Source organism: Keratinibaculum paraultunense, assembly GCF_016767175.1.
GTDB classification, from domain to species: domain Bacteria; phylum Bacillota; class Clostridia; order Tissierellales; family Tepidimicrobiaceae; genus Keratinibaculum; species Keratinibaculum paraultunense.
In genome coordinates, this window is the sequence record NZ_CP068564.1 from 113,379 (window position 1) to 137,672 (window position 24,294).

The window sequence follows — 24,294 nt, forward strand, 5'->3', positions numbered from 1 at the left end:
TGGTGCCTGGCACCAAAAAAGATAGTTATATTAAAAAATTTATCTATAAAATAATACAAATATTATTAAATCCCTTTTCATATATTTTTAAGAGAGGGGTTTTTTTATGCTAAATACTATATGGTTTTTTATGATATTTATTGGGATGATATATGGAGCTTTAACAGGAAATTTAGAGGAAATAAATAATATAATATTTAAGGAAGCTCAAGAAGGGGTTACATTTGCTATAAGCCTTATTGGGATCATGTCTTTTTGGTTAGGTATTATGAATATTGCTCAGCGTTCTGGGCTAATAAAGAGTATGTGTAATATTTTTAGACCCATAATGAGAATAATATTTCCTGATATACCAAAGAGTCATCCAGCAGAAAATTGGATACTTATGAATTTTATAGCCAATATGTTTGGCATAGGAAATGGTGCTACTGCTTTTGGATTAAAAGCCATGAAAGAATTAAACAATTTAAACTATAATAAGAAAAAAGCTACCAGTGCTATGGCTATGTTTTTAATAATTAACATGTCTTCTTTGCAATTAGTGCCCTTAACTATCATAAAGATTAGACAGGATTATGGTTCTTCAAATCCTTCATTCATAATAGGACCTACTATATTAGCCACAAGTTTATCTACTTTAATAGCTATAATAATAGGTAAAATGTTTGAAAGGAGAAATTAAATGTTAAACATTATTTCTATATCTATAGTTCCAGCTATAATTATTATAATAATAGTTCATGGATATATAAAAGGAGTAGATATATACTCTGCCTTCATAGAAGGGGCAAAGGAAGGTTTAAAAACCTCCATAAGTATAATGCCATATCTAATAGCTATTTTTGTAGCAGTGGGCATATTTAGAGGTTCTACAGTCCTAGATATATTTACACATTTATTAAGCCCTATAACTAATCTATTAGGGCTACCAAAAGAAATATTACCTTTAACATTAATTCGTCCTATATCTGGTAGTGGTGCGTTAGGAGTAGTAAAGGATATTATAGCTAATTATGGTCCTGATTCCTTTATAGGTAATTTAGCTTCTATAATGATGGGTTCATCTGAGACTATATTTTACACAATAACGCTTTATTTTGGCTCTGTAGGAATAGAAGATTATAGTTACACTCTAAAAGCTGCACTAATATCTTATATAATATCTATATTTTTAACCACATTTATATGTTCCGCAATTTATATAATATAACATATGTACTTAGGGCGACATATGTCGCCCTAATTTTGTTAATAAATGTAATTACCTTAATCTAATATATAGACTTTTACTTTTTTTCTACCAAATTTTTTAGCTTCTTTTAAATTATTAAAGAACAAGTCAATTCTGTTGCCTTTAATAGTTCCACCAGTGTCCTCTGCAATACAGAAACCATAATCTTTACTACCATCAAGGCTTTCCACATATAACCTAGTACCTAAGGGTATTACTCTTGGGTCAACTGCTATAGTTCCTACTCTAGCTTTGGTACCAGAAGCTGTGATGCCATAATACTTATCTCCTGGATTTTTACCAGTACTTTCATAGGAATTACTATAAGCAGTAGCTACCATGGTGAGTACTTTTTTATATCTCATATTTCCCCTATTTACTTGTGAAGATTTTGCTACTTTTTTTGTACCTTTTTTAATAATTTTAGGTATAGGTTTTTTTACTATTTTTTCATCTATTACTTCTTCTGAAATAAGTTTATTGTTTTCTAATACTTTTTTAATAATAATCTTTTTTAAACCATCTTGACCTTTTTGAGTTACTTTTGTAGTGCCAGCATCTAATTCATTGGATTTTTCAGTAATACTTTCATGAGGAATTACCTCATCAATTTCTTCAATAATTTCTCTTACTCTATATATTTTGATTTCTTCACCTATATTTACTTCTTCATCTAAACCAGGTTCTGTATAATCTAGTTTCCCTAATTCTATGCCCAAATCATCTAATATATCTTTTACCTTTGTGTGAATTGATACTACCTCAAAACGGTTTTCATTGTCACCCATGGTTAATAAATAAGGTTTTGGTGTTTTTATAATAATATGCATATTATTTTCTAATTTTGTATCTAAAGGAACATTTATATATGCAGCTTTGTCAAGGGTGATTTCCTCCGATTTAAGGAAATCTTCCACCGTATTAGCATAGGTGGTTATTTCTCTCTTCTCATCATCAATAGAAAGAGTAATATCTTTGGCACTACTAACATATGCTCCTAAAGATAAAGTTGTTGCTACAGCGAGGACAGTCAAAAGTTTAAAGTGGTTAGCCTTTTTGTTTGAAAATTCTTCCATTATTTTCCCTCCTACTTTTTTGACTGTATAGTATTCTAATGAAAAAATTTTTTTCTGTCAAATTTTTTGTAAAATTATGGAACCAAAATGTAATAAATAGGATAAATTTTTATTTAAATTTTATTATTACCTATACTTTTTAATATATTCATAACAATTTAAAATGTTTGCTAAGATAAAGGAAATTCAATATCACAGTCAATGGTATATAATGGGAAATACCATGCAAAGCTATAAAGACAATTAAAATATTAAATTTTTGTAATACTTTAGTATTTTGGTTATTGTAAAACTATTTTTTAATAATTACGATTGAATTTAAAAATTTTATAGAAAAATTGAATATAGAAATAATATTTTAAAATATTCTACGTTATAATGTAATATAAATTAAATACTAGGTAAAACAAAAATTATAAAAAAAGTTACTCTTTAAAGCTAAAATTTCAACTTATATCTTGACTTGGACAATCATATATAGTAATATTGTATATAGTAATATTGTATTAACTCGGACGAAGCATATGAATTTCTATATTTTGTATAAGTATAATGTGTAGATTATACCGTATTTGGAATAATAGTTAATATTTTTGTTAAAAAAATTGTCAGAATATAAAGATTAGGACTATCATTCAAAAGATTAATAATTAATCATGTAGTTTTGAAGTTATAGCAAGATAAATAAAATTTTTATCTTTGCTTTAACAATAAAATGAATGATTATTGTTGTGCTTTAGACTTTATATATATTTAAAAAATTTTACATAAAATAAAAGCGTTATAAAATGTATTCATTTTTATTCTAATATTTCTAAATATAATAAAATTAATCAATAAATATGCTAATATACTAGTGTTTTTTCAAAAAAGTCTTAAGCCTTCAATATCATTTAAAAAAAGATATTAATAAAATTAGGAGGTATTAATAGTGAAAAAGAAAAGGTTTTTATTGCTATTGTTAGTTTTAGTGCTAACATGTTCTTTTGTAGTCAGTTGTGGAAAGAAAGATAATGAAACTGATGGCAAACAGGACGTAGATGTAGACGATAGTAAGAAGGATGATGAAGAGGTAGCAGAAGATCAAGGGCCAGTGGTATTTAGAAGAACTGGTGGCAAGACAGCAACATTAAATCCTCACATTTACAAAACAAGTGCGGAAGCTGATACTATGTCATACATTTTTGGTAACTTATTAGACATGATCTATGACAAGGATATTGATAATTACAAATTAATTCCTAATCATGCTGTTGATTTACCTACAAAAAATGAAGAAGGGACAGTATGGACTTTTAAATTAAAAGAAGATCTTAAATGGGAAGATGGTTCACCCCTTAATGCAAGAGACTATGAATATTCATACAAAATGCTCCTGGATCCCAAACTTAAAAATTCAAGAGGTCCTCAAGTATTCGATTCAGATATAGTTGTAGTAAATGCAAAGAAATACTGGGATGGGGAATGTGAGTGGGAAGATGTAGGTATAAAAGCATTAGATGATTATACTCTTGAAATTACTCTTGAATTTCCAGTACCAGAAATGGATTTATATTTAGCATTTACAGGTGGAGGTGCTAGTTCACCAGTACAGGAAAAAATATACGAAGCAGGGATGAATGAAGAAAGGACAGAAACAGATTATGGGACATCTAAAGAAACTACTCCATCTTGTGGAGTATATAAACTTGAAGAATGGGTTAGAGACCAGATTAAAGTTTATGTAAAAAATGAGTATTCACCAATAAAAGATGTATATACAGTAGACAGAATAGAATCAAGAGTTGTAGAAGACGAAAATACAAATGTTCAATTATTTGAAAATGGAGATATAGATGTAACTAGGCTATCTGGTCCAAACTATGATAAATATGCAGAAGATCCAAGATTAGTATTTGCAAAATCAACCACTGTTTGGTCTATGTTTATAAATATGACTTCTGAAGAAAAGCCATTTTTACAAGATGTAAACTTTAGAAAAGCATTATTTTATGCAATGGACAGAAAGACCATAGCAGAAGATATTTTCAAAACCGCAATACCTGCTCCATATGTAGTTTCTAGTGCTAAGGTAGCTGTTCCATCAAAAGGACTAACTTATCGTGAAACAGATGTTGCAAAGAGTGTATTACCAGAAAATGATGGTTATGATTTAGACTTAGCTAAAGAGTATTTTGATAAGGCATATGAAGCTTATGGAAAGAAAATGGAAGTTGAAGTTCAGTATTTTGATAATAGTGAACAAATGAAGAGAGTAGCTGAATTGTTAGAACAGGATTATGAAAATGCATTTGGTCCTGATAGAATTGATATACAATTAAGAGCAGTACCATGGAACAATGCATATGACAATATGGAAAGTGGAAAGTATGATCTTGGTTTTGGAGGATGGGCAGGAGGAATATTTAATCCTTGGTCCAGTATGGAAGTTTATACTAGTGGATTTACTAGCAAGATAGATCAATTTAAAAGTGAAGAGTTTGATAAGTTGTATGAAAGAACAGTCAAAGGTGACTTAATATTTAAAGAACAAGAAAGATTGGAAGCACTAGCAGAAATGGAAAAAATGTTACTTGATGTTGTACCTTTTGTACCAATGTATGAGCCAGTATCTGCTGTTATGTATGCAGATAGAGTTCATTTAATTACCGAAGGAAAATGGATACCAGGAGTAGGGTTTGGTGTATTACAATCTCATTTTGATCCATTAGAATAAATAATAATAATTGATAAAATAAATTTACAACTCAGCAAGATTTCTTGCTGAGTTGTATTAAAACATTATCATTAATATAGAAAGGAGCAAAAACAATATGCTTAGATATACCATACAAAGACTTATTTTGATGGCTATAACGCTCTTTTTAATTGTTTCTGTTTCATTTTTTGTGCTTCATGCAATGCCAGGAAGTTTTATTGACGATCCACTTATGCCAAAAGATGTCAAAGAAGCTATTGAAGATAAATATCATTTAAATGATCCTATGATAGTTCAATATAAATATTTTTTAAAGGATTTTTTAAAACTTGATTTTGGAGTATCTATAGCGTTGCAGCCAAAAGTAAACGTAAATAAGATATTAGCAACTAAAATACCATTTTCTGTGCAAGTAAATATTTTTTCATTAATATTAAGTATACCTGTTGGGCTTATATTGGGTATTGCTGCTGCTTTAAATAAAAACAAAATACCCGACCATGTTATATCTATACTAATAATATTATTTATATCTGTACCATCTTTTGTATTTGCCTCTTTATTACAGTACTTTTTAGCATTCAAACTTGGATGGTTCCCAATAGTTTCAAGTGTAGAGAAGGCTTTAACATGGAATAAATTTGTATCAATATTTTTACCTATATTAGCTTTATCCTTTGGTTCTATTGCTGGTATAGCAAGATATACTCGTTCTGAGCTTGGAGAAGCATTAAATTCTGATTATATGATTTTAGCTAAAGCTAAGGGATTAACTCAAACTCAAGCTACAATACGCCATTCTATGAGAAATTCTTTTATTCCATTGGCTAATATTATAATTCCCATGTTTACAGGTATTTTAGGAGGTTCACTGGTAATCGAAAAAATATTTAGTATACCAGGAATGGGGAGTGTTATGATAGAAGCAATTAATGCTAAGGATTATCCTGTAGCTCAAGGGGTATTATTTTGGTATTCTTTATTAGGATTATTAACAATTTTAATTGTGGACTTATCTTATGGAATAATAGATCCTCGTATTCGTGTAGGAGGTAGAAAAGAATGAAAACCGAAAATGGAGTAAAAAGTGAAAATAAATTTGAATTTATACAAATAGAAGAAACTATAATAGATGAAGAATTTGAAGGTGAAGCTATTGGTTTCTTCCAAGATGCAATGATTAGATTTAGGAAGAATAAAGCATCTGTAGTATCATTCATCATTATATCAATTATCATAGTAATGTCTATTATAGGTCCTATGATGAATGAGTATGATTTTAAGCAACAAAACTTAAAACTTGCTTTAATGCCTGCTAGAATTCCAGGGCTTGAAAAATTAGGTATATTTGATGGCACTAAAAAAATAAATGTGAGAAAAACTAGTATTGAAGAAAAATATAAAGATTCTTTAATAGAAATTGAAAAAGAATACAGAGTTGGAAATACAGATATGGCAACTATAAAAGTTGATATGTATAAGCATAGAGGAGTTAAAGATAAATATTTTTGGTTTGGAACTGATTCTTTAGGAAGAGATCAGTGGACAAGATTATGGAGAGGTACTAGAATATCTTTAATTATAGCTGTTTTATCAATGTCAATAAATATAATTATAGGTGTTATATATGGAGCTGTATCAGGTTATTATGGAGGAGTTGTGGATTTAGTATTGCAGAGAATATCAGAAATATTAGGCGGTATTCCTTTAATGGTTATTGTAATATTATTTGTAATATATTATGGACCTGGTATAGTACCTATTGCCCTTGCATTATGTCTCACTGGTTGGATAGGCATGAGTAGAATGATAAGAGCTCAATTTTTTAAATATAGAGAAATGGAATATGTGTTAGCCGCTAGAACTTTAGGAGCTTCAGACAGAACACTTATTTTTAGACATATATTGCCAAATGCTATTGGGATTATCATTACTATGAGTGCTCTTGCAATACCAGGAGCTATATTTTCAGAATCTTTCTTAGCATATGTAGGTTTAGGAATTCAAGCACCAGAACCATCTATAGGAGTATTGTTAGCTGAGGGGCAGCAAGTATTGTTGGAATATCCTCACTTGACCTTATTTCCTGCACTTACTATTTCTATACTTATGATTTCATTTAACTTACTGGGAAACGGTTTAAGAGATGCATTTGATCCAACCTTAAGAGGACAAGAATAGGAGGGCTGTACCATGAAAAAAGAAGATACAGTATTAGAAGTTGATGATTTATATGTAACCTTTAATACTTATGAAGGGAAATTACATGCTGTCAGAGGTATTAGTTTTGATTTAAAAAGAGGAGAAACTTTAGCTATAGTTGGAGAATCTGGTTCCGGTAAATCTGTTACAGCAAAAACCATAATGGGATTATTAGAAAAAAATGCAACAATTGAGAGAGGAAAAGTTTTATATAATGAAATGGATTTATTAGAATTAACTGACCATGAAATGTCAGACATTAGAGGTTCACAAATTTCAATGATATTTCAAGATCCATTATCATTTTTAAATCCAGTAATGAAAATAGGAAAGCAAATTACAGAAACCTTAGTTTTAAAACAAAATGTTCCTAAAAAAGAAGCTAAAGAGAGAGCCTTGAAACTTATGGAAGCAGTAGGAATTGATCAAGTTGAAAGAAGATATAATCAATATCCTTTTCAGTTTTCAGGAGGGATGAGGCAAAGGATTATAATTGCAATTGCTCTTGCCTGTAATCCTGAAATACTTATATGTGATGAGCCTACTACTGCTCTTGATGTAACAGTACAAGCAAAAATTCTTGAATTAATAAAACAGATTCAAAAAGATCGAAATTTATCTGTAATATTTATCACTCATGATTTAGGAGTAGTAGCAAATGTGGCAGATCGAGTTGCGGTGATGTATGCTGGGAAAATTGTAGAGTATGGGACTGTAGATGAAATTTTTAAGGATCCAAGACATCCATATACAATGTCATTACTTTGTGCAATTCCAGATTTAGAAACAGATCCGAATGCTAGATTATATGCGATACCTGGTGCTCCACCAAATTTACTTTATCCACCAAAAGGAGATGCATTTGCACCAAGGAATAAATTTGCTATGAGAATAGATTTAGAAGAAGAGCCACCTATGTTTAAAGTGTCAGACACACATTATGCAGCTACATGGTTACTGCATGAAGAAGCACCAACCATTGATTTTGAATATTTTAGAAGTAAAATATTAGATAAAGAAGGAGAAACAGCAAGACAAAGAAGAAATTATACAGAAGATGAAAGACCAATATTAGAAGTGAAAAATTTGAAGCAATATTTTACTTCAGGCTTTGGAAAGAAAAAGCTAGTAGTAAAAGCAGTCGATGATATTAGTTTTGATATATATAAAGGTGAAACGTTTGGATTAGTTGGAGAGTCTGGATGTGGGAAAACTACAACAGGAAGATCTATTATTAGAATATATGAACCTACTGATGGTGAAGTATATTTTAAAGGTAAATTAATTTCAGGTAACTTAACTAAAGAGGATAGAAAAGAAATAACTAGAAGTATTCAAATGATATTCCAAGATCCTATTGCATCATTAAATCCTAGAATGACAGTAAAAGAAATAATAGGTGAAGGTTTGAGAATAAATAAATTATGTAGTACTGAAGAAGAATTGATGCAAAGAGTTTACGATATGCTAGAAATTGTTGGTCTAAGAAAAGAACATGCTAATCGATACCCTCATGAATTTTCAGGAGGGCAAAGACAACGTATAGGAGTTGCTAGAGCATTAATAGTAAATCCAGAACTAATAATAGCAGATGAGCCAGTATCAGCATTAGATGTTTCCATTCAAGCTCAAGTACTTAATTTGTTAAATGATTTAAAGAATGAATTAGATCTTACTTTATTATTTATAGCTCATGACCTCTCGGTTGTAAAATATTTTTCAGATAGAATAGGGGTTATGTACTATGGTAAATTAGTAGAAATAGCTGATTCAGATGAATTATATAATAATCCATTACATCCTTATACTAAATCATTATTATCGGCTATTCCTGTACCAGATCCAGATTATGAGAGAACTAGACAACATATTCATTATGATCCGTCGATGCATGACTATAGCAAAGAAAAGCCAGAAATGGTTGAAATAAAAGAAGGTCATTTTATATATGCTTCACCATCTGAAGTTGAAGAATATAAAAAGAACTTATAAAATTTAAACATGAAATAGATATAAACTCTACATAAATAAAACAATAAAGCTTATTATGTTAAATTTTCTTGACAAAAGTAAGAAATTATTGTATATTATGTAGATAAATAAGATAATATAAAATAAAGGTAATGAAGGGAAGAGTAAAATTGGTCTTAGACCATAGAGAGCTGGGGTAGCTGAAAACCAGTGTCGAAGGCTAATTTGAATATGGTCCCTAAACTCTGTAGCTGAATATAAGTAGGCTTTAGCGGTAGCATCCGTTATCATATGCAAGGTTATGTTAGTAACCTATAGAGGTTTAAACTGTGAAGTTTAAACAAATTAGAGTGGTAACACGAGAATATGCCTTCGTCTCTAGAGTATAGAGATGAAGGCTTTTTTGATAAACAAAATATATTAGGAGGGAGAACATGAAAAAATTTTATATAACTACACCTATATACTATCCAAGTGATAATCTTCATATAGGGCATACCTATACTACAGTAGCTGCAGATACATTGAAGAAATTTAAAAAAGCACAAGGTTATGATGTATATTTAGTTACAGGTTCTGATGAACATGGACAAAAAATTCAACAAAAGGCAAAAGAAAATAATATGGAGCCTAAAGAGTATGTAGATGGAATAGTAGAGGATATAAAAAAGCTTTGGGCAATGCTAGAAGTAGATTATGATAAATTCATAAGAACTACTGATAAAGAACATGAAAAAGCAGTACAAAAGATATTTGAAAAACTATATAAACAAGGAGATATATATAAATCAACTTATGAAGGATTGTACTGTACTCCTTGCGAATCTTTTTGGTCTGAGTCTCAATTAATAGATGGGAAATGCCCAGATTGTGGTAGAGAAGTTTATTTGACCAAAGAAGAAGCTTATTTCTTTAAACTTTCCAAATATAGAGATAAAATAATACAGTTATATGAAGAAAATCCTGAATTTTTGCAGCCTGAATCTAGAAAAAATGAGATGTTAAATAATTTTTTAAAGGAAGAATTAGAGGATCTTTGTGTATCAAGAACTAGTTTTGATTGGGGTATAAAAGTACCTTTTGATCCTAAGCATGTAGTATATGTATGGATAGATGCTCTTCTTTGCTATATTACAGCGTTAGGTTATGGAACAGAAAAAGATGAAAAATTTAAAAAATATTGGTCAGCAGATGTCCATCTAGTAGGGAAGGAAATAGTTAGATTTCATGCAATAATATGGCCTGCAGTATTAATGGCACTGGACATGGAACTTCCAAAAAAGGTATTTGGGCATGGTTGGATACTGTTTGAAGATGATAAGATGTCTAAATCTAAAGGAAATGTAATATACCCTGAACCATTAATAGAATTATATGGAATAGATGCATTTAGGTATTTTCTTTTAAGAGAATTTTCCTTTGGGCAAGATGGTTCTTTTTCTAAAGAGAAATTTTTACAGAGAATTAACTCTGATTTAGCCAATGATTTAGGCAATTTAGTGAGCCGTACTACTACAATGGTAGAAAAATATACTGAAGGTATTCTTCCAGAGCCAACAAAAGAGGAGAAGGTAGATAAATCTTTAATAGATTTAGCTACTAGTGTAAAATCAAAAGTTGAAAATAATATGGATAAGTTGAATTATAGTCAAGCTCTAGAGGAAATTTGGAAATTAATTAGAAGAACCAATAAATATATAGATGAAACTACTCCTTGGATACTAGCAAAAGAAGAGGAAAAAGAAAGACTTAACACTGTATTATATAATTTAACTGAAAGCATTAGAATTATAGCTACACTTATAAATCCTTTTATGGAGAGAACTTCAAGGGAAATATTAAAGCAAATTGGACAAAAAGAAGATATTTGTTGGGAAGAGTCAGCAATTTGGGGTAAAATAGAACCAGGTACTAAAGTAAAAAGAGGTAAAGTGTTATTCCCAAGGCTGGAGATAGATAAAGAATTAAAAAGACTTGAAAAAGCAAATCAAAAATTAATTGAGGAAAGGAGTAAAAAGAAAATGGCAGAAGAGTATATTACTATAGATGATTTTGACAAGATTAAATTAAAAGTAGCAGAGATTATAGAAGTGAAAGACCATCCTGAAGCAGACAAACTTCTTATATTAAAACTAAAAATAGGAGATGAAACTAGGCAAGTAGTATCAGGCATAAAAGAGTACTATACTCCAGAAGAATTAGTAGGTAAAAAAGTAGTTGTAGTTACTAATCTAAAACCAATTAAATTAAGAGGAGAGGAATCTAATGGAATGATACTAGCAGCAGAAAAGGATGGAAAACTTACTTTAGTATCCACATTGGAAGATATAGAATCAGGAGCTATAATATCTTAAGGAGTGAGAAAATGTTAATAGATAGTCATGCACATTTAGATGATCCAAGGTTTGATAAAGATAGAGAAGAGGTTATTAAAACATTAAAAGACGGGGATATAGATTTAGTAATAAATCCTGGAGCAGATTTACAATCTAGTATAAAATCTGTATCCCTATCAGAACAATATGATAATATATACGCTGCAGTGGGGATTCATCCTCACTCAGCTAAGGAAATGGATGAATCTACCATAGATATTTTAAAATCCTTTACAGATAGGGAAAAAGTAGTAGCCATAGGGGAAATTGGTCTAGATTATTATTATGACAACTCCCCTAGAGATATTCAAAAGCAAAAATTTATAGAACAGCTAAATTTAGCAAAAGAGGTAAATTTACCAGTTATCATCCATTCAAGAGATGCTGCAGGAGATACCTTTGATATACTTAAATCAGCCCAAGATGGTAGTATTGAAGGAGTACTTCATTGTTATTCCGGTAGTGTGGAGATGGCTATGGAGTATATAAAATTAGGATTTTATATATCAATAGCTGGACCAGTAACCTTTAAAAATGCTAGAATAGTAAAAGAAGTAGCTAAAACTGTTCCTATGGATAGACTTCTTATAGAAACAGATTCTCCTTATTTAACCCCAGAACCCCATAGGGGAAAGAGAAATGAACCTCTATATGTAAGGTATGTAGCTGGTACAATAGCAGAACTAAGGGGAATTTCCTTTGAGGAAGTGGCTACAAAAACAGCAGAAAATACAAAGAAATTATTTAAAATAGGCTAGGTGGTGGTCCATTGATAAAGGAAATAATAGTGGTAGAGGGAAAGGACGATATACAAGCTGTAAAAAGTGCAGTTGAAGCTGAGGTAGTTGCAACAGGGGGATTTGGCTTTAGTAAAAATTTCATAGATAAATTAAAATTAGCAGCAGAAAATAGAGGAGTAATTATATTTACAGATCCAGATTATGCTGGTGAAAAGATTAGAAGAAGCATAAGCAAAGAACTAAAAAATTGTAAACATGCTTTCTTACCTAGAGGTAAAGCTTTTAAAAAAGGGGATGTGGGAGTAGAAAATGCCACTAAAGAAGACATAATAGAAGCCATTAAAAAAGCTAGACCAATAATTATAGAAAAAAGGCAGGAATTTGTTAAAGAGGACTTGGTAAACTTAGGATTAGTTGGTAGTTTTAATTCTCGTAAAAAAAGAGAACAGTTAGGAGATATACTAGGCATAGGATATTGTAATTCTAAACAACTATTAAATAGGCTAAACAATTTTGGAATAACTAAAGAAGAGTTTATAAAAGCTTTTGAGAGGATAGATGAACATGAATAATAGAAGATTGTATTCACCTAAATATGTAAAAGAGATATTAGACAAATATGGATTTAAATTTTCTAAAAGTTTAGGGCAAAATTTTTTAATTGATGGAAATATAGTAAGAAAAATATCTCAGATAGCAAATATAACAGATAAAGATTGTGTATTGGAAATAGGGCCAGGCATTGGTACTTTAACAGAAGAATTAGCTCTTAATGCTAAAAAGGTGGTAGCAGTAGAAATAGATGAAAAGCTACTTCCCATATTGGAAGAAACTCTACAAGCTCATGACAATGTAGAAATTATCCATGGGGATATATTAAATATGGATATCACAAAAATTATAGACGAGCATATGGACGGAGGGCCTATAAAGGTGGTAGCTAATCTCCCTTATTATGTTACCACCCCCATAATAGCAAAATTATTAGAAGAGGATTTAAATATTCATTCTATAGTAGTTATGGTTCAAAAAGAGGTAGGAGAAAGAATGATAGCTTCACCTGGCAGTAAACAGTATGGTTCTCTTTCTGTATTTGTTAGTTTTTATACCTACCCAGAAATAAAAATGGATGTACCTAAAACTGTATTTATGCCTCAGCCCAAGGTAGATTCAGTAGTGATCAAATTAAATATGAAAGAAGAGCTTCCAAAGGTTGATAGAAAAGTGTTCTTTAAGGTGGTAAGGTCTGCCTTTGGTAAGAGGCGAAAGACTATATTAAATGCATTATCATCTGGGTTAGGTGTTGAGAAGGAAACTATAAGGGAAGTACTTGAGAGCTTAAATATTTCTACAAATATAAGAGCAGAAAACTTAAAAATTGAGGATTTCATAAAGATTAGTCAAACATTGCCTCCTTTAAACATATATTAGTATAAAAGATTATAAAGGAGGATTTTTATGTCTAGAAATTATACATATATTAGAAAATATATCATATTGAAAAATAATTATACAAATATATTAGGATTAGAACCAAAAGGTTATGCTAAAATTGAAGCAAGAGGAGCAAAAGGAATGTTAAACATATACACAGAAAACTGTCAGCAAAATGAAGATTATAATGTATATCTATTGAAAGATGAAAAAGGGGAAGTGAGAGAATACCCTATAGGTAGGATAATTACTGATGAAAGAGGTAAAACTAGTACAAATATTGAGTTAAATTTAAGAAATTTAGAATTAAAAGGCTTTTCAATAGATGAAATAGATGCTATTCTTATAAGAAAGGGTATACATATATTACTAGCCGGATATATTGATGAAGATAATGGAACTATAGATAGATATATAAAAACTATTATTCAGCAGGAACAAAGTGTACAAAAAGAAAATATAGATAAAATACATCAAACACAATATATAGAAAAAAACTTGGAAGAAAAAAATTTTGAAGATGATATAACAGATACTGAAGAAACTGAATGTGAACTAAATAGCCAAGTACTTATAGACAATAAATCAATTGAATATGAAGAACGGCATGAAAAAATAAATATACAAGATGAAGCGAAAGACTATAAATCTTTAGAATATATACACAGATTAAATCATAAAAATCAAATGACTAATTATATTTTAAGTATTCTTAGATTTTTTCCTTATGTGCAGCCTTTAAAATTAAATCTTTATGGATATAGTTGGTGGCGTATAGATGATGATGGTACTAATTCTTGCAAAGGGTTTTTACCTTACTTTAATTATTTGATGAATACTAATTATAAGTATCAATTTTTGAACAATTCTACAACTTGCTTTAATTTAATCAGGGAATATGGGCATTATCTATTTGGTATGTACAAAGAGGGAGAGGAAGTTAAATATTATATGTATGGTATACCAGGTAAATTTATCAAAGAAGAGCATCCTTTTAAAGGAATTACAGGTTTTAATACATGGTATGAAGCAACAGATGAAATAGGATACTGGGTACTATACATAGACCCTATGACTGGTGAGGTAATATATCCTCTAAATCCTATGATTCCTGCTTATTAATATTTTTAAAATGGAGGAGGTAATTAAAACAAATTGAATAATAATATGGAAGAAAAGGAAATTTGTGAAGTAAGTGCAACAGATGAATCTACCCTTAAGAATATAAAAGAAAGTATGTATGATGAAGAAACTATTAATCGTTTAGCCCAGACATTTAAAGCATTAGCAGATCCTACAAGATTAAAAATAATATATGTATTATCAAAGCAACCTTTATGTGTATGTGATATTGCTAATCTATTGGACATGACTCAATCAGCTATATCTCATCATTTAAGACTATTGAGAAATTTAAGACTTGTAAAATTTAAAAAAGAAGGTAAAATGGTAATATATTCTTTAGATGATGATCATGTATTGCAACTATTCAAACAGGGTATGGATCACGTAAGACATGACTAATATTAAAAAGGGATACTTATCCCCTTTTTTTCTTATGTTCACATTTACTGCATACTATATCTACAGCTTCAGTAATTTTAGTTAATACTGTAATTTTTCTTTGCCTGTCTAGTAAAAAGGCTTTTTTCTCTCCTTCACTTGCGGAAGATAAAAAATAAGCAGGAGGAAGATTATTTAATGCAGTTGCTTTAATATCATTTTCACAATTCTTATTGCTGCATATATTATATTTTTCTTTCACTTCATTAAAAACTTCATTTACTAGTATTTCCATGTAATTTTGCAAGTTAACCACCACTTTCTAGAAAAAGTATAATGCGATAAATAGGAATAATTACCCATATATTATAGTACTTTAAGTCTACAATGTCAAATATAAAAATGCAAGTAATATAATTGATTTGATTAATGAAATAAAGTTGGGGTAATATAGGAATAAACAAAAAGCTTGACACATTATACCCCTTAAGGGTATAATGTATAATGTAAAATTCTTTGTACAAGGGAGGAATATAAATGGCTAATGTAATAATTTATACTAGTAACACTTGCCCATATTGCATATCAGCAAAAAATTATTTAGATGAAAAAGGGATAGATTATATTGAAAAAAACATTCAAACTGATCCGTCTGCAAGAAAAGAGTTAATGGATATGGGTTATATGGGAGTTCCTGTATTGATAATTAATGGAGAAGAAGTAGTAGGTTTTGATCAAGCTAAAATTGATGAATTACTAAGTAAATAAAGTATAATTAAACAAAAAAGACCTTTTCAAATTTGAAAAGGTCTTTTTTTGTCTTTATTCATTTAAAGCTTTTAATAATTCATCTATATCCAATCCATGAACCATAGCAGCTTCTTCTAGGCTTTCCATTTGACTTGCAGGGCAACCAATACAGCCTAGTCCAAAATTTAATAATATTTCTACTGCTTCAGGTTTATTACGGATTATTTCGCCTACTAACATATCTTTAGTGATTTCCATTGTATATCCTCCTTATCTATAGTTTCTATAGATATAGTATCATATTTTATACATATTTTGTACCTTAAATGTATTATATATAAAAAATTTTTTAATTTGAATAAAAAAAATTTTAATGGATATTCTTATATTCAGGAGGTGAGTTTATGGATAACAATGAAGATAGAAATAAAAATAGGACAGGTCAAGATGAAGCAAAAGATTGGGATATTGGTGAAATTCTTATAAGAATATTGGTTACAGCTATAGTAGTGGGAATTGCAGCATTTTTAACTCCTGGATTTTCCATAAATAGTTTGTGGAGTCTCATATTAGCATCAGTAGTTATAGCATTGCTAGACTATGTAATACAAAAATTTACTGGAGTAAATGCTTCTCCTTTTGGCAGAGGAATTACAGGGTTTATTGTAGCTGCAATAATATTATATGTAACCAAATTTATAGTACCAGGATTCAATATATCTGTATGGGGTGCTATAATAGGAGCATTAGTAATAGGTATAATAGATGTGATAATACCAGGAAAGGCAATGTAGTAAACCCTCTAACTTTAGTTAGAGGGCTTTTATTTTTTTATCTTGACTAAATAAAAAAAATAGTGTACACTGTTTTAGTGTACCTATAGGGGGTATACAATATATAACAAATTGAATAATATATAGAAGGAGGTAAGTTATATGAATATTAATATAACTGAAAAAGCTCAAAAAGAGCTTAAAAAAATAATGGAGGAAAATAAAGAAAATAAAAAGCTATTGAGAATATATATAGCAGGTTATGGTTGAGGTGGCCCATCTTTTGGTTTAGCTCTGGATGAGCTAAAGGATGGAGATAAAAAAGTAGAAGTAGGAGGTTTTACTTTTTTAATAGAAAAAGATTTAGCAGACACTTTTAAAGGCTTTACCATAGATTATAATGATAATTGGTTAAGACGAGGTTTTAGCATAATTCCTAAAAAGGGAGGATCTCATTGTTAATTTAAGTATATGTATTTTATAGTGTCAAGAATCATAATTAATAATTACTTGACACTATTTTTATATACTACTAAAAGAAAAATAGTAAAAATGATATATGTTTTAATTCTATTAATTGGGATATTATTTATATAGGGGGAGTTTAAATTTTAAAATAAAATAAAACTACCCCTATTAGAAAAAATATAATTTAAACTTAAAGTTTAGAGCTTTTAGGTGTATTTATTTTATAACTATAACTTTACATAAGGAGGGGTTTATTTGGGAGATGTAAATTTATTAAAAAACATAAAGATTCTTTATGTAGAAGATGAGCCTATAACAAGAAATCAGGTTTGTAAACTTTTAAAAGATAAAGTAGAAAAGGTAATTGAAGCAAAAAATGGGAAAGAAGGAATAGAAAAATTTATAAAATATAAGCCAGATATTGTTATAACTGATTTAATAATGCCTTATATGGATGGAATAGAGATGGTGAAAGAGTTAAGGGGTAATGGTTTTAATTGTCCAATTATTATGATATCATCTTTGTCTGATGCTGATACTGTTCTGAAAGCAGTAGACTTAAAAATAGAAAAGTATATGATTAAACCTATTGATGTAAATTTATTATTGGAAAATTTAATCCAAATAGCAAATGAACTTTTAACGGGCAAAAATGGATTAGCTTTCACGGACAATTCAAAAAACAATTTAGAGATAAAAATACGGGATATATATTCTAATTACTTAAAAAAATTTACTGGAAAAGATGCAAAGTTTATCAAAGCGTTTATAGATGGAAAGCAAATAGAAATATTTTCAAAAGAAAATCTTACTATTTTAGAAGAAAATTTGTTAGATATAGGTAATTATCATAAAAGTATTGAAATACTAAGGAGAGCATTATATGAACATACAATAGATGAAGTTGAAAAAGAATTATCTCAGTTGATAGATAGAAAAGTAGTTACAAAAAAAATTGATTTATATCCTAAAGAAAACTTTGAAAGAATAGTATTAGAAATTATGTAGATTATAAATGTATCTATTTAAAACAGTATGATACTTCAGTATCATACTGTTTTTTTGATTTTTTATAAAAATTATAATCTATGATACAATAATAAGTAATGCTAATTTATTAAAAAACTTAAAAAAAATATTATTTTGTGTTGAAAAGTTCCCACTAATCTAATAATCTATTGTTGTAGGAAAAATATTTCCCTAAGGGAGGACACAAAGGGGGTGATGATTAGTGGATTCTGAACCGCTGCCCAGTTGTTGCAATTATAGTTATATGAAATCAAATAATATGAAGAACCCTAATCATTACCAAAGATTAAGGTTCTTCTAAGGGGGGTTAATATGGATGAAAAAAGACTAAAAGAACTAATAAAAGAAAAAAGATATGTAACAATAAAAAAAGAATTGGAAAAGATGAATCCAGTAGATGTAGCTGAATTATTAGAATCCTTGGATGTTCAAACTGCTTTACTTATATTTAGAACTTTACCCAAGGATTTAGCAGTAGAAGTATTTGCCCATTTTTCTGTAGAACAGCAAAGGGAGCTTGTAAGCTTAGTTACAGATAAAGAATTAAAGCATATAGTAGATGAGTTATATTTTGATGACATGATAGACATACTAGAAGAAGTTCCAGCTAATGTAGTAAAGAAGATATTATTAAATGCTAAAGAAGAAGAAAGGAATTTAATAAATCAATTTTTAAGATATCCACCTGAATCAGCAGGTAGCATAATGACCATAGAATATGTAGATTTAAAAAAGAACATGACAGTAAAAGAAGCTCTAGAGCATATAAAGGAAACAGGATTAGATAAGGAGACAGTTTATACCTGCTATGTTACAGATGCAAATAGGAAGTTAGAAGGAATAGTATCTTTAAGAAAGCTTGTTATAAGTGATGAAGATTTATTAATTGAAGATATAATGGAAAGAGATGTTATATATGTTCATACGCATGATGATCAAGAGACAGTAGCAAGGGTATTTAAAAGATATGGATTTTTGGCATTACCTGTAGTAGATAATGAAGGACGATTAATAGGAATAATAACTGTAGACGACATTATGGAAGTAATAGATCAAGAAGCAACAGAAGACTTTCAAAAGATGGCAGCTATGTCTCCAACAGAAGAAAAATATTTGGAAGCTAATGTATTTTCCTTAGCTAAACATAGAGTTATATGGTTATTAGTATTGATGATATCTGCAACTTTTACCGGAGGTATCATACGAAAGTTTGAAAATCTTCTTCAATCAGCAGTAGTTTTGACAGCTTTCATACCAATGCTTATGGATACTGGTGGAAATGCAGGAAGTCAATCTTCTACATTAGTAATCCGTGGCATTGCATTAGGAGAAATAGCCCCTAAAGATACAGGAAAAGTTGTATTGAAAGAATTAGTAATTAGTATAATAGTAGGAGTTATATTAGCAGTAGTAAATTTTTTTAGAATATATCTGTTTGACAATGTAGGATTTTTGATATCCTTTACTGTATCTATAACTTTATTTGTGACTGTGGTAATATCAAAGGTTATAGGAGGAATACTACCCATGATAGCTAAAAAACTCAATATAGACCCAGCTATAATGGCAGGACCCCTTATTACCACTATAGTGGACGCACTTAGTTTGATTGTTTATTTTTCAATAGCTTCTTGCTTGTTAAATATATAAATAAAAAATGTCAGAGATCTCTGACATTTTTTATTTATATTTTTTGTTTTTTAAATTATTGACAATAAATAAATTTCATAGTATAATAATAGAATTTATAATTTGACAAAAACAAGCATTTATGGTATAATTATAGCTGTGAGTGTTAATTTACATTTTCACCCCTAGCTATAATAGGGAACAATTAATGGAAGGTGGTTGCCTTGTTGGAAAAGAATAATCTATCCAAAATTCGCAAAGACGTAAAAGATTGTGTCGGAAAGAAGGTAATTCTAAAGGCTAACAAAGGTAGAAAGAAGACCACAATAAGGGAAGGTATATTAGAAGAAGCATATCCAAGTTTGTTTGTAGTTAAAATATCTAATGATTATGACTCAGTAAGAAGGGTTTCATATACTTATTCCGATATATTAACAGAGACAGTTGAAGTAACAATTTGCGATGATGAAGAAGGAAAAATCAAAATAAGTTAAATAATAAATAAAAAATGAGGCTCAAGCCTCATTTTTTATTTATTAGAACAAGCATCATAATTTAATAATTAATTCATATTAACTATCCTTCCTTGATACTCAAGGGAAAAAATTATAAAATGTTATAAAATACTATAATAAAGAGAGGAGAAATACTATGGAATTATGGTTCACAGAATTTCACAATGAAAATAGCAAGTTTTCTATGAAAGTTAAAGAGCATTTACTTTCTGTAAAAAGTTCCTTTCAAAAAATAGATGTATTGGATACATATGAATATGGCAGAGTTTTGGTAATAGATGGATTTATCATGTTAACAGAAAAAGATGAATTTATATACCATGAAATGATAGTCCATGTTCCCATGGCAGTTTATCCCCAAGCAAGAAATATATTGGTAATAGGAGGAGGAGACGGTGGGACATTACGTGAATTAACTAAATATCCCAATATAGAGAATATAGATTTTGTAGAAATAGATGAGATGGTGGTGGAAATTTCAAGAGATTTTTTTCCCTTTTTACATTGTGGATTTGAAGATAATAGAATTAATTTTTACTATGAAGATGGAGTTAAATTTGTGGAAAACAAGGAAGATACATACGATTTAATAATTGTAGATTCTACTGATCCTATAGGACCTGGAGAAGGGCTATTTACAGAGGAATTCTATAAAAATGCTTATAGAGCCTTAAAAGAAGATGGTATATTAGTAAATCAATGTGAATCTGCATATTTTAAAGAAGATAGAAGAGAGTTTGAAAGAGCTATAGGAAAACTTAAAAGAATATTCCCTAAATCCTATGCATATCAAGCTAATATTCCTACATATCCTTCAGGTCATTGGTTATTTGGATTTGCCTCCAAAAAATATGATCCGGTACTAGATCAAAAAGCTTCTCAATGGGGAAAATATAATATATATACTAAATACTATAATGAAAAAGTTCATAAAGGTGCTTTTTATTTACCTACTTATATTCAAAACATATTAGATGAAGCATAAAAAAATTAAACGCATATGCGTTTAATTTTTTATCATTTTTTGGGACATTAAAACATATAATTTCTCATAGGATATATAAAGTAGATAATTGGAGGAGGTTTTGTAAATGGAGGTAATAAAGGACATCCTTAAGGTAGAAGAACAAAAAGGATATAAAGAGGCAGAAACCCTAGTAGAGGAAGAAATATATATTGACCAAACGAAACCTGATATAGATACTATTCTATGGGCTGATGGAAAGATACAGATATTGAGTACTAAAATAATAAGGGACAAAATATTGATAAGTGGCTTAGTAAAGTTTAAATTAGTATACAAATCTCAGGAGGAAGAACTAAATATATGTACCATTGAAAGCAATAGTGATTTTAAAGAGGAAATAGAAATTGAAGGTATATCGGAAGATATGGCAGTAGATGTAAGTTCAAATTTAGAGTATATTCAATATGAACAGAAAGATGATAGAAAAATTCAGTTAGTAGCTTTAGTAAAACTTACAGGAAAAGTTTATGCAACTAATTCTGTAGAAATAATTAGGGATATAGAAGGAGGCTCTAATCTACAATTATTGAAGGAAAAAATTCAATATAACGATGTATTAGGAAGGAAAGAAAATTATGAGCTTATAAAAGATATATTTGAAATAAGGGAAGATATGCCTAGTATAGACGAAATACTAAAAATAGAATTACATCCTTATGAAAAGGAACATAGTATATCTGCTGATAGGATAATACTATCAGGAATATTAGAAGCATCTATAATATATTTTGGCGGGAGTAAGTTAAATTCTATTAAGCGAGAAATACCTTTTACTCATTTTATAGAGCATCCAGAAATTCAATCAGAAATTAAATGCAGTATAGATATGGAAGTGGTAGATGGAAGCTATCAGCTTAAGGAAAGCCTAGAAGGAGACTTAAGGATTATAGATTTAGAAGCAAACTTAAAGATTTTAACTAAGTTATATGATAATAAAGAAAAAGAAGTAATTATAGATGCCTATTCTACTAGTAACTACATAAACTTGGAAAAAGAAGAAATATTTATAACAGAGAATATAAAGGATATGGTATGTAGAGATGAAGTATCTAAAGAATTATCAAATAAAGGATTCAAAGAGATATATGCTGTAGAAGGAACAACTAATATTATTAATTATCAATATGTAGAAGATAAGGTTATGATAGAAGGTATATTGGTTATTGATATATACTTTTTAGAAGATGTAACGGGGAAAATTAAAACTTTAAAAGAAGAAATACCTTATAAAACCTACATTACCGTGGATGAATTGGGTAAAGATTTTTCTATAAATATAGAAACTGATTTAGAAGAGCTAGACTATCATAAACAAGAAGATGTATTATCAATACAAGCTACTGTAAAAAACCACATATTTATAAATAGAGAAAGAAAAATTACTATGATTAGCGAAATTGAGGAAACAGATGAACTAATTGACAAGAAAAATAGACCTAGTATAATCATATATATAATTCAAAAAGATGATACTCTTTGGGATATAGCTAAGCGATATAATACAACTATAGAAGAAATAATATCAGCAAATGATGCATTATCTCCAAACACTTTAATGCCAGGAGAAAAGATAATTATAGAGAAAAAGGTTGATATAAATTTCTGAAATCATTTTTACAAAATCATATGTAAATTTTATTAATATACTAGACTAGATATGATATACTTTAATTGACAAACAATTATTATGCAGGGAGGAGATTACATATGAAAAAAAGAAAAACTCTTATACTTTTAGTCTTATTTCTTTTAATCTCAACAGTAATATTTGCAGAAGCAAAAACAGAAGTTAATAAGGAACAAACGTCTGTTATCCTTTACATCAATAACAAAGAAGTTACCTTCCCAGATGCACAACCCTTTATAGTAAGAGGAGACGATAGAACATTAGTCCCAATAAGATTTGTAGCTGAGGATTTAGGCTATAAGGTAGACTGGGATGAAGAAAATTGGTTTAAAGGTGGTAATGAAGATAAAAAAGTTACAATAGCTAATGAAGGAAAGACAATGGAACTTTTCATAGGTCAAAACTATGCATATATTAATGGAGAAAAGAAAGAATATGATACTAAACCATTAATAGATGGTTCAAGAACCTTTGTACCATTAAGATTTATTGCAGAAAACTTTGACTGTGAAGTAGATTATGAACATAATGTTAAGCAGAAAATAATGAAAGTTTATATTACTACAAAAGATGGTGCTAAAACACCAGAAGAACCATCTGATTCAAACATAGTAGCACAAGGAGAAGGATGGGACATAAGGTTAGTTGAAGTTAAAGGACATGATGATAATTGGATAGAGCCAGAAATTGGAGCAGGATATCCGCCAAGAGATGCAGACCTTGTAAGTGAGCATTTTATAATTGGCATAGACAACTATAAAGACTACAAAGGTACAAATTATACATTTAAAACAGAATGTATAAGCCATCCTCAATTAAATAGATATATAAAATATGACCCATGGGATGATGAAGATTTTATAGTAGACAATATTGAAATGTATACTCGTTGTAGTGAAAGTCTTATAGGTTTTTTTGGGAACGTGTATTCATTGGATAGATTTAATAGAGATATTAGCAATGTTCGTGATATAGAAACAGGCGAAAGAATACATCTTAAAGAAGGAGAAAAAATGCAGTTTAAAACTACAATAAGTAATGGGAAAATGACTAAGGTATATATAACAAATGCTGAATTTAGAAATAAAGAATTTAGATATAATTAATACATTAGCTGGGGAAATTCCCCAGTTTTTATTTTAAAATTTTATTAAACTTAAAACAAAAGTGTGCAATGCACACTTTTTTGTATGGAAACTTTTAAATAAATTTAAATTGTATTGTTATTCCTATTTTCTTATTAAAA

Annotated in this window: 24 protein-coding genes, 1 pseudogene and 1 other annotated feature; of the genes and pseudogenes, 22 read left to right on the top strand and 3 right to left on the bottom strand. The window is 29.2% G+C overall.

Features of this window, described 5'->3' with window-relative positions:
* Nucleotides 1-106 precede the first annotated feature (106 nt).
* Nucleotides 107-682 carry a nucleoside recognition domain-containing protein gene (locus tag JL105_RS00650; protein ID WP_132027843.1) on the top strand — a complete coding sequence of 192 codons (576 nt, stop codon included), beginning with the start codon at nucleotides 107-109 and terminating at the stop codon, nucleotides 680-682.
* On the top strand, nucleotides 683-1,210 hold the full coding sequence (locus JL105_RS00655; RefSeq protein WP_132027845.1) for a spore maturation protein: 528 nt from the start codon (nucleotides 683-685) through the stop codon (nucleotides 1,208-1,210). It begins immediately after the preceding gene.
* Between the two features lie 56 nt (nucleotides 1,211-1,266).
* Here JL105_RS00655 and JL105_RS00660 read toward each other — a convergent pair whose 3' ends face one another.
* Nucleotides 1,267-2,307 carry a 3D domain-containing protein gene (locus JL105_RS00660; RefSeq protein WP_132027847.1) on the bottom strand — a complete coding sequence of 347 codons (1,041 nt, stop codon included), beginning with the start codon at nucleotides 2,305-2,307 and terminating at the stop codon, nucleotides 1,267-1,269.
* A gap of 931 nt (nucleotides 2,308-3,238) precedes the next feature.
* Between JL105_RS00660 and JL105_RS00665 the strand changes: the two genes are divergently transcribed.
* The 11 genes and pseudogenes from JL105_RS00665 to JL105_RS00710 all read left to right on the top strand — a co-directional run bounded on the left by JL105_RS00665 (nucleotide 3,239) and on the right by JL105_RS00710 (nucleotide 15,251).
* A complete protein-coding gene (locus JL105_RS00665) occupies nucleotides 3,239-5,023 on the top strand; it encodes a peptide ABC transporter substrate-binding protein (protein ID WP_202690541.1) in 1,785 nt (594 codons plus the stop codon).
* Nucleotides 5,024-5,120: 97 nt separating this feature from the next.
* Nucleotides 5,121-6,071 carry an ABC transporter permease gene (locus tag JL105_RS00670; RefSeq protein ID WP_132027851.1) on the top strand — a complete coding sequence of 317 codons (951 nt, stop codon included), beginning with the start codon at nucleotides 5,121-5,123 and terminating at the stop codon, nucleotides 6,069-6,071.
* On the top strand, nucleotides 6,068-7,186 hold the full coding sequence (locus JL105_RS00675) for an ABC transporter permease (RefSeq protein WP_132027853.1): 1,119 nt from the start codon (nucleotides 6,068-6,070) through the stop codon (nucleotides 7,184-7,186). The genes JL105_RS00670 and JL105_RS00675 overlap by 4 nt, the downstream gene beginning before the upstream one ends.
* Before the next feature lie 12 nt (nucleotides 7,187-7,198).
* Nucleotides 7,199-8,101: pseudogene (locus JL105_RS11735) on the top strand (ABC transporter ATP-binding protein); the annotation flags it as partial.
* Between the two features lie 174 nt (nucleotides 8,102-8,275).
* Nucleotides 8,276-9,199, top strand: coding sequence for an ABC transporter ATP-binding protein (locus tag JL105_RS11740; protein ID WP_237722323.1), 924 nt, complete (start codon nucleotides 8,276-8,278; stop codon nucleotides 9,197-9,199).
* A gap of 122 nt (nucleotides 9,200-9,321) precedes the next feature.
* Nucleotides 9,322-9,561, top strand: a binding site (T-box leader).
* Between the two features lie 51 nt (nucleotides 9,562-9,612).
* Nucleotides 9,613-11,532 carry a methionine--tRNA ligase gene (metG, locus tag JL105_RS00685; protein ID WP_132027857.1) on the top strand — a complete coding sequence of 640 codons (1,920 nt, stop codon included), beginning with the start codon at nucleotides 9,613-9,615 and terminating at the stop codon, nucleotides 11,530-11,532.
* A gap of 11 nt (nucleotides 11,533-11,543) precedes the next feature.
* On the top strand, nucleotides 11,544-12,311 hold the full coding sequence (locus JL105_RS00690; RefSeq protein ID WP_132027859.1) for a TatD family hydrolase: 768 nt from the start codon (nucleotides 11,544-11,546) through the stop codon (nucleotides 12,309-12,311).
* Between the two features lie 11 nt (nucleotides 12,312-12,322).
* A complete protein-coding gene (gene rnmV / locus JL105_RS00695; protein WP_132027861.1) occupies nucleotides 12,323-12,865 on the top strand; it encodes a ribonuclease M5 in 543 nt (180 codons plus the stop codon).
* A complete protein-coding gene (rsmA, locus tag JL105_RS00700) occupies nucleotides 12,858-13,724 on the top strand; it encodes a 16S rRNA (adenine(1518)-N(6)/adenine(1519)-N(6))-dimethyltransferase RsmA (protein WP_132027930.1) in 867 nt (288 codons plus the stop codon). The genes rnmV and rsmA overlap by 8 nt, the downstream gene beginning before the upstream one ends.
* Nucleotides 13,725-13,751: 27 nt before the next feature.
* Nucleotides 13,752-14,849 (top strand): hypothetical protein, encoded by a 1,098-nt coding sequence (locus JL105_RS00705; RefSeq protein WP_132027863.1) that lies wholly within the window; start codon nucleotides 13,752-13,754, stop codon nucleotides 14,847-14,849.
* Nucleotides 14,850-14,882: 33 nt separating this feature from the next.
* The gene (locus tag JL105_RS00710) at nucleotides 14,883-15,251 is read left to right on the top strand and encodes an ArsR/SmtB family transcription factor (protein ID WP_273542366.1); all 369 of its coding nucleotides are present in this window, start codon (nucleotides 14,883-14,885) and stop codon (nucleotides 15,249-15,251) included.
* Nucleotides 15,252-15,267: 16 nt separating this feature from the next.
* On the opposite strand, the gene JL105_RS00715 is transcribed toward JL105_RS00710, so the two are convergent.
* Entirely contained in the window at nucleotides 15,268-15,537 is a 270-nt protein-coding gene (locus JL105_RS00715) for a late competence development ComFB family protein (protein WP_132027865.1), read from the bottom strand.
* Between the two features lie 230 nt (nucleotides 15,538-15,767).
* Between JL105_RS00715 and JL105_RS00720 the strand changes: the two genes are divergently transcribed.
* Entirely contained in the window at nucleotides 15,768-15,998 is a 231-nt protein-coding gene (locus JL105_RS00720) for a glutaredoxin family protein (protein ID WP_132027867.1), read from the top strand.
* Between the two features lie 54 nt (nucleotides 15,999-16,052).
* Here the strand turns inward: JL105_RS00720 and JL105_RS00725 are convergent, their stop codons facing one another.
* Nucleotides 16,053-16,238 (bottom strand): DUF1858 domain-containing protein, encoded by a 186-nt coding sequence (locus JL105_RS00725; protein ID WP_132027869.1) that lies wholly within the window; start codon nucleotides 16,236-16,238, stop codon nucleotides 16,053-16,055.
* Between the two features lie 146 nt (nucleotides 16,239-16,384).
* Between JL105_RS00725 and JL105_RS00730 the strand changes: the two genes are divergently transcribed.
* The 8 genes from JL105_RS00730 (at nucleotide 16,385) to JL105_RS00760 (ending at nucleotide 24,154) form a co-directional block, all read left to right on the top strand.
* Nucleotides 16,385-16,774, top strand: a complete 390-nt coding sequence (locus JL105_RS00730; RefSeq protein WP_132027871.1) for a phage holin family protein — start codon at nucleotides 16,385-16,387, stop codon at nucleotides 16,772-16,774.
* Nucleotides 16,775-16,915: 141 nt separating this feature from the next.
* Nucleotides 16,916-17,215: a HesB-like protein gene (locus tag JL105_RS11610; RefSeq protein ID WP_337907448.1), complete on the top strand. Its 300-nt coding sequence runs from the start codon at nucleotides 16,916-16,918 to the stop codon at nucleotides 17,213-17,215.
* Between the two features lie 261 nt (nucleotides 17,216-17,476).
* The gene (locus tag JL105_RS00735; RefSeq protein ID WP_132027873.1) at nucleotides 17,477-18,229 is read left to right on the top strand and encodes a Na-translocating system protein MpsC family protein; all 753 of its coding nucleotides are present in this window, start codon (nucleotides 17,477-17,479) and stop codon (nucleotides 18,227-18,229) included.
* A gap of 333 nt (nucleotides 18,230-18,562) precedes the next feature.
* Nucleotides 18,563-19,900, top strand: coding sequence for a magnesium transporter (mgtE, locus tag JL105_RS00740; protein ID WP_132027874.1), 1,338 nt, complete (start codon nucleotides 18,563-18,565; stop codon nucleotides 19,898-19,900).
* A gap of 203 nt (nucleotides 19,901-20,103) precedes the next feature.
* Complete coding sequence (locus JL105_RS00745) at nucleotides 20,104-20,373, top strand: Veg family protein (protein ID WP_132027876.1); 270 nt, start codon at nucleotides 20,104-20,106, stop codon at nucleotides 20,371-20,373.
* A gap of 157 nt (nucleotides 20,374-20,530) precedes the next feature.
* Nucleotides 20,531-21,379, top strand: coding sequence for a polyamine aminopropyltransferase (gene speE, locus JL105_RS00750; protein WP_132027878.1), 849 nt, complete (start codon nucleotides 20,531-20,533; stop codon nucleotides 21,377-21,379).
* Nucleotides 21,380-21,485: 106 nt separating this feature from the next.
* On the top strand, nucleotides 21,486-23,027 hold the full coding sequence (locus JL105_RS00755; protein ID WP_132027880.1) for a DUF3794 and LysM peptidoglycan-binding domain-containing protein: 1,542 nt from the start codon (nucleotides 21,486-21,488) through the stop codon (nucleotides 23,025-23,027).
* Between the two features lie 101 nt (nucleotides 23,028-23,128).
* On the top strand, nucleotides 23,129-24,154 hold the full coding sequence (locus JL105_RS00760) for a stalk domain-containing protein (RefSeq protein WP_132027882.1): 1,026 nt from the start codon (nucleotides 23,129-23,131) through the stop codon (nucleotides 24,152-24,154).
* The last annotated feature ends 140 nt before the right edge of the window (nucleotides 24,155-24,294 follow it).

Bases quoted from the DNA above. Each gene is read 5' to 3' on its own strand.
- JL105_RS00650 (WP_132027843.1), top strand. From the start codon at position 107: ATGCTAAATACTATATGGTTTTTTATGATATTTATTGGGATGATATAT.
- JL105_RS00655 (WP_132027845.1), top strand. From the start codon at position 683: ATGTTAAACATTATTTCTATATCTATAGTTCCAGCTATAATTATTATA.
- JL105_RS00660 (WP_132027847.1), bottom strand. From the start codon at position 2,307: ATGGAAGAATTTTCAAACAAAAAGGCTAACCACTTTAAACTTTTGACT.
- JL105_RS00670 (WP_132027851.1), top strand. From the start codon at position 5,121: ATGCTTAGATATACCATACAAAGACTTATTTTGATGGCTATAACGCTC.
- JL105_RS00675 (WP_132027853.1), top strand. From the start codon at position 6,068: ATGAAAACCGAAAATGGAGTAAAAAGTGAAAATAAATTTGAATTTATA.
- metG (WP_132027857.1), top strand. From the start codon at position 9,613: ATGAAAAAATTTTATATAACTACACCTATATACTATCCAAGTGATAAT.
- JL105_RS00690 (WP_132027859.1), top strand. From the start codon at position 11,544: ATGTTAATAGATAGTCATGCACATTTAGATGATCCAAGGTTTGATAAA.
- rsmA (WP_132027930.1), top strand. From the start codon at position 12,858: ATGAATAATAGAAGATTGTATTCACCTAAATATGTAAAAGAGATATTA.
- JL105_RS00705 (WP_132027863.1), top strand. From the start codon at position 13,752: ATGTCTAGAAATTATACATATATTAGAAAATATATCATATTGAAAAAT.
- JL105_RS00720 (WP_132027867.1), top strand. From the start codon at position 15,768: ATGGCTAATGTAATAATTTATACTAGTAACACTTGCCCATATTGCATA.
- JL105_RS00725 (WP_132027869.1), bottom strand. From the start codon at position 16,238: ATGGAAATCACTAAAGATATGTTAGTAGGCGAAATAATCCGTAATAAA.
- JL105_RS00730 (WP_132027871.1), top strand. From the start codon at position 16,385: ATGGATAACAATGAAGATAGAAATAAAAATAGGACAGGTCAAGATGAA.
- mgtE (WP_132027874.1), top strand. From the start codon at position 18,563: ATGGATGAAAAAAGACTAAAAGAACTAATAAAAGAAAAAAGATATGTA.
- speE (WP_132027878.1), top strand. From the start codon at position 20,531: ATGGAATTATGGTTCACAGAATTTCACAATGAAAATAGCAAGTTTTCT.
- JL105_RS00755 (WP_132027880.1), top strand. From the start codon at position 21,486: ATGGAGGTAATAAAGGACATCCTTAAGGTAGAAGAACAAAAAGGATAT.
- JL105_RS00760 (WP_132027882.1), top strand. From the start codon at position 23,129: ATGAAAAAAAGAAAAACTCTTATACTTTTAGTCTTATTTCTTTTAATC.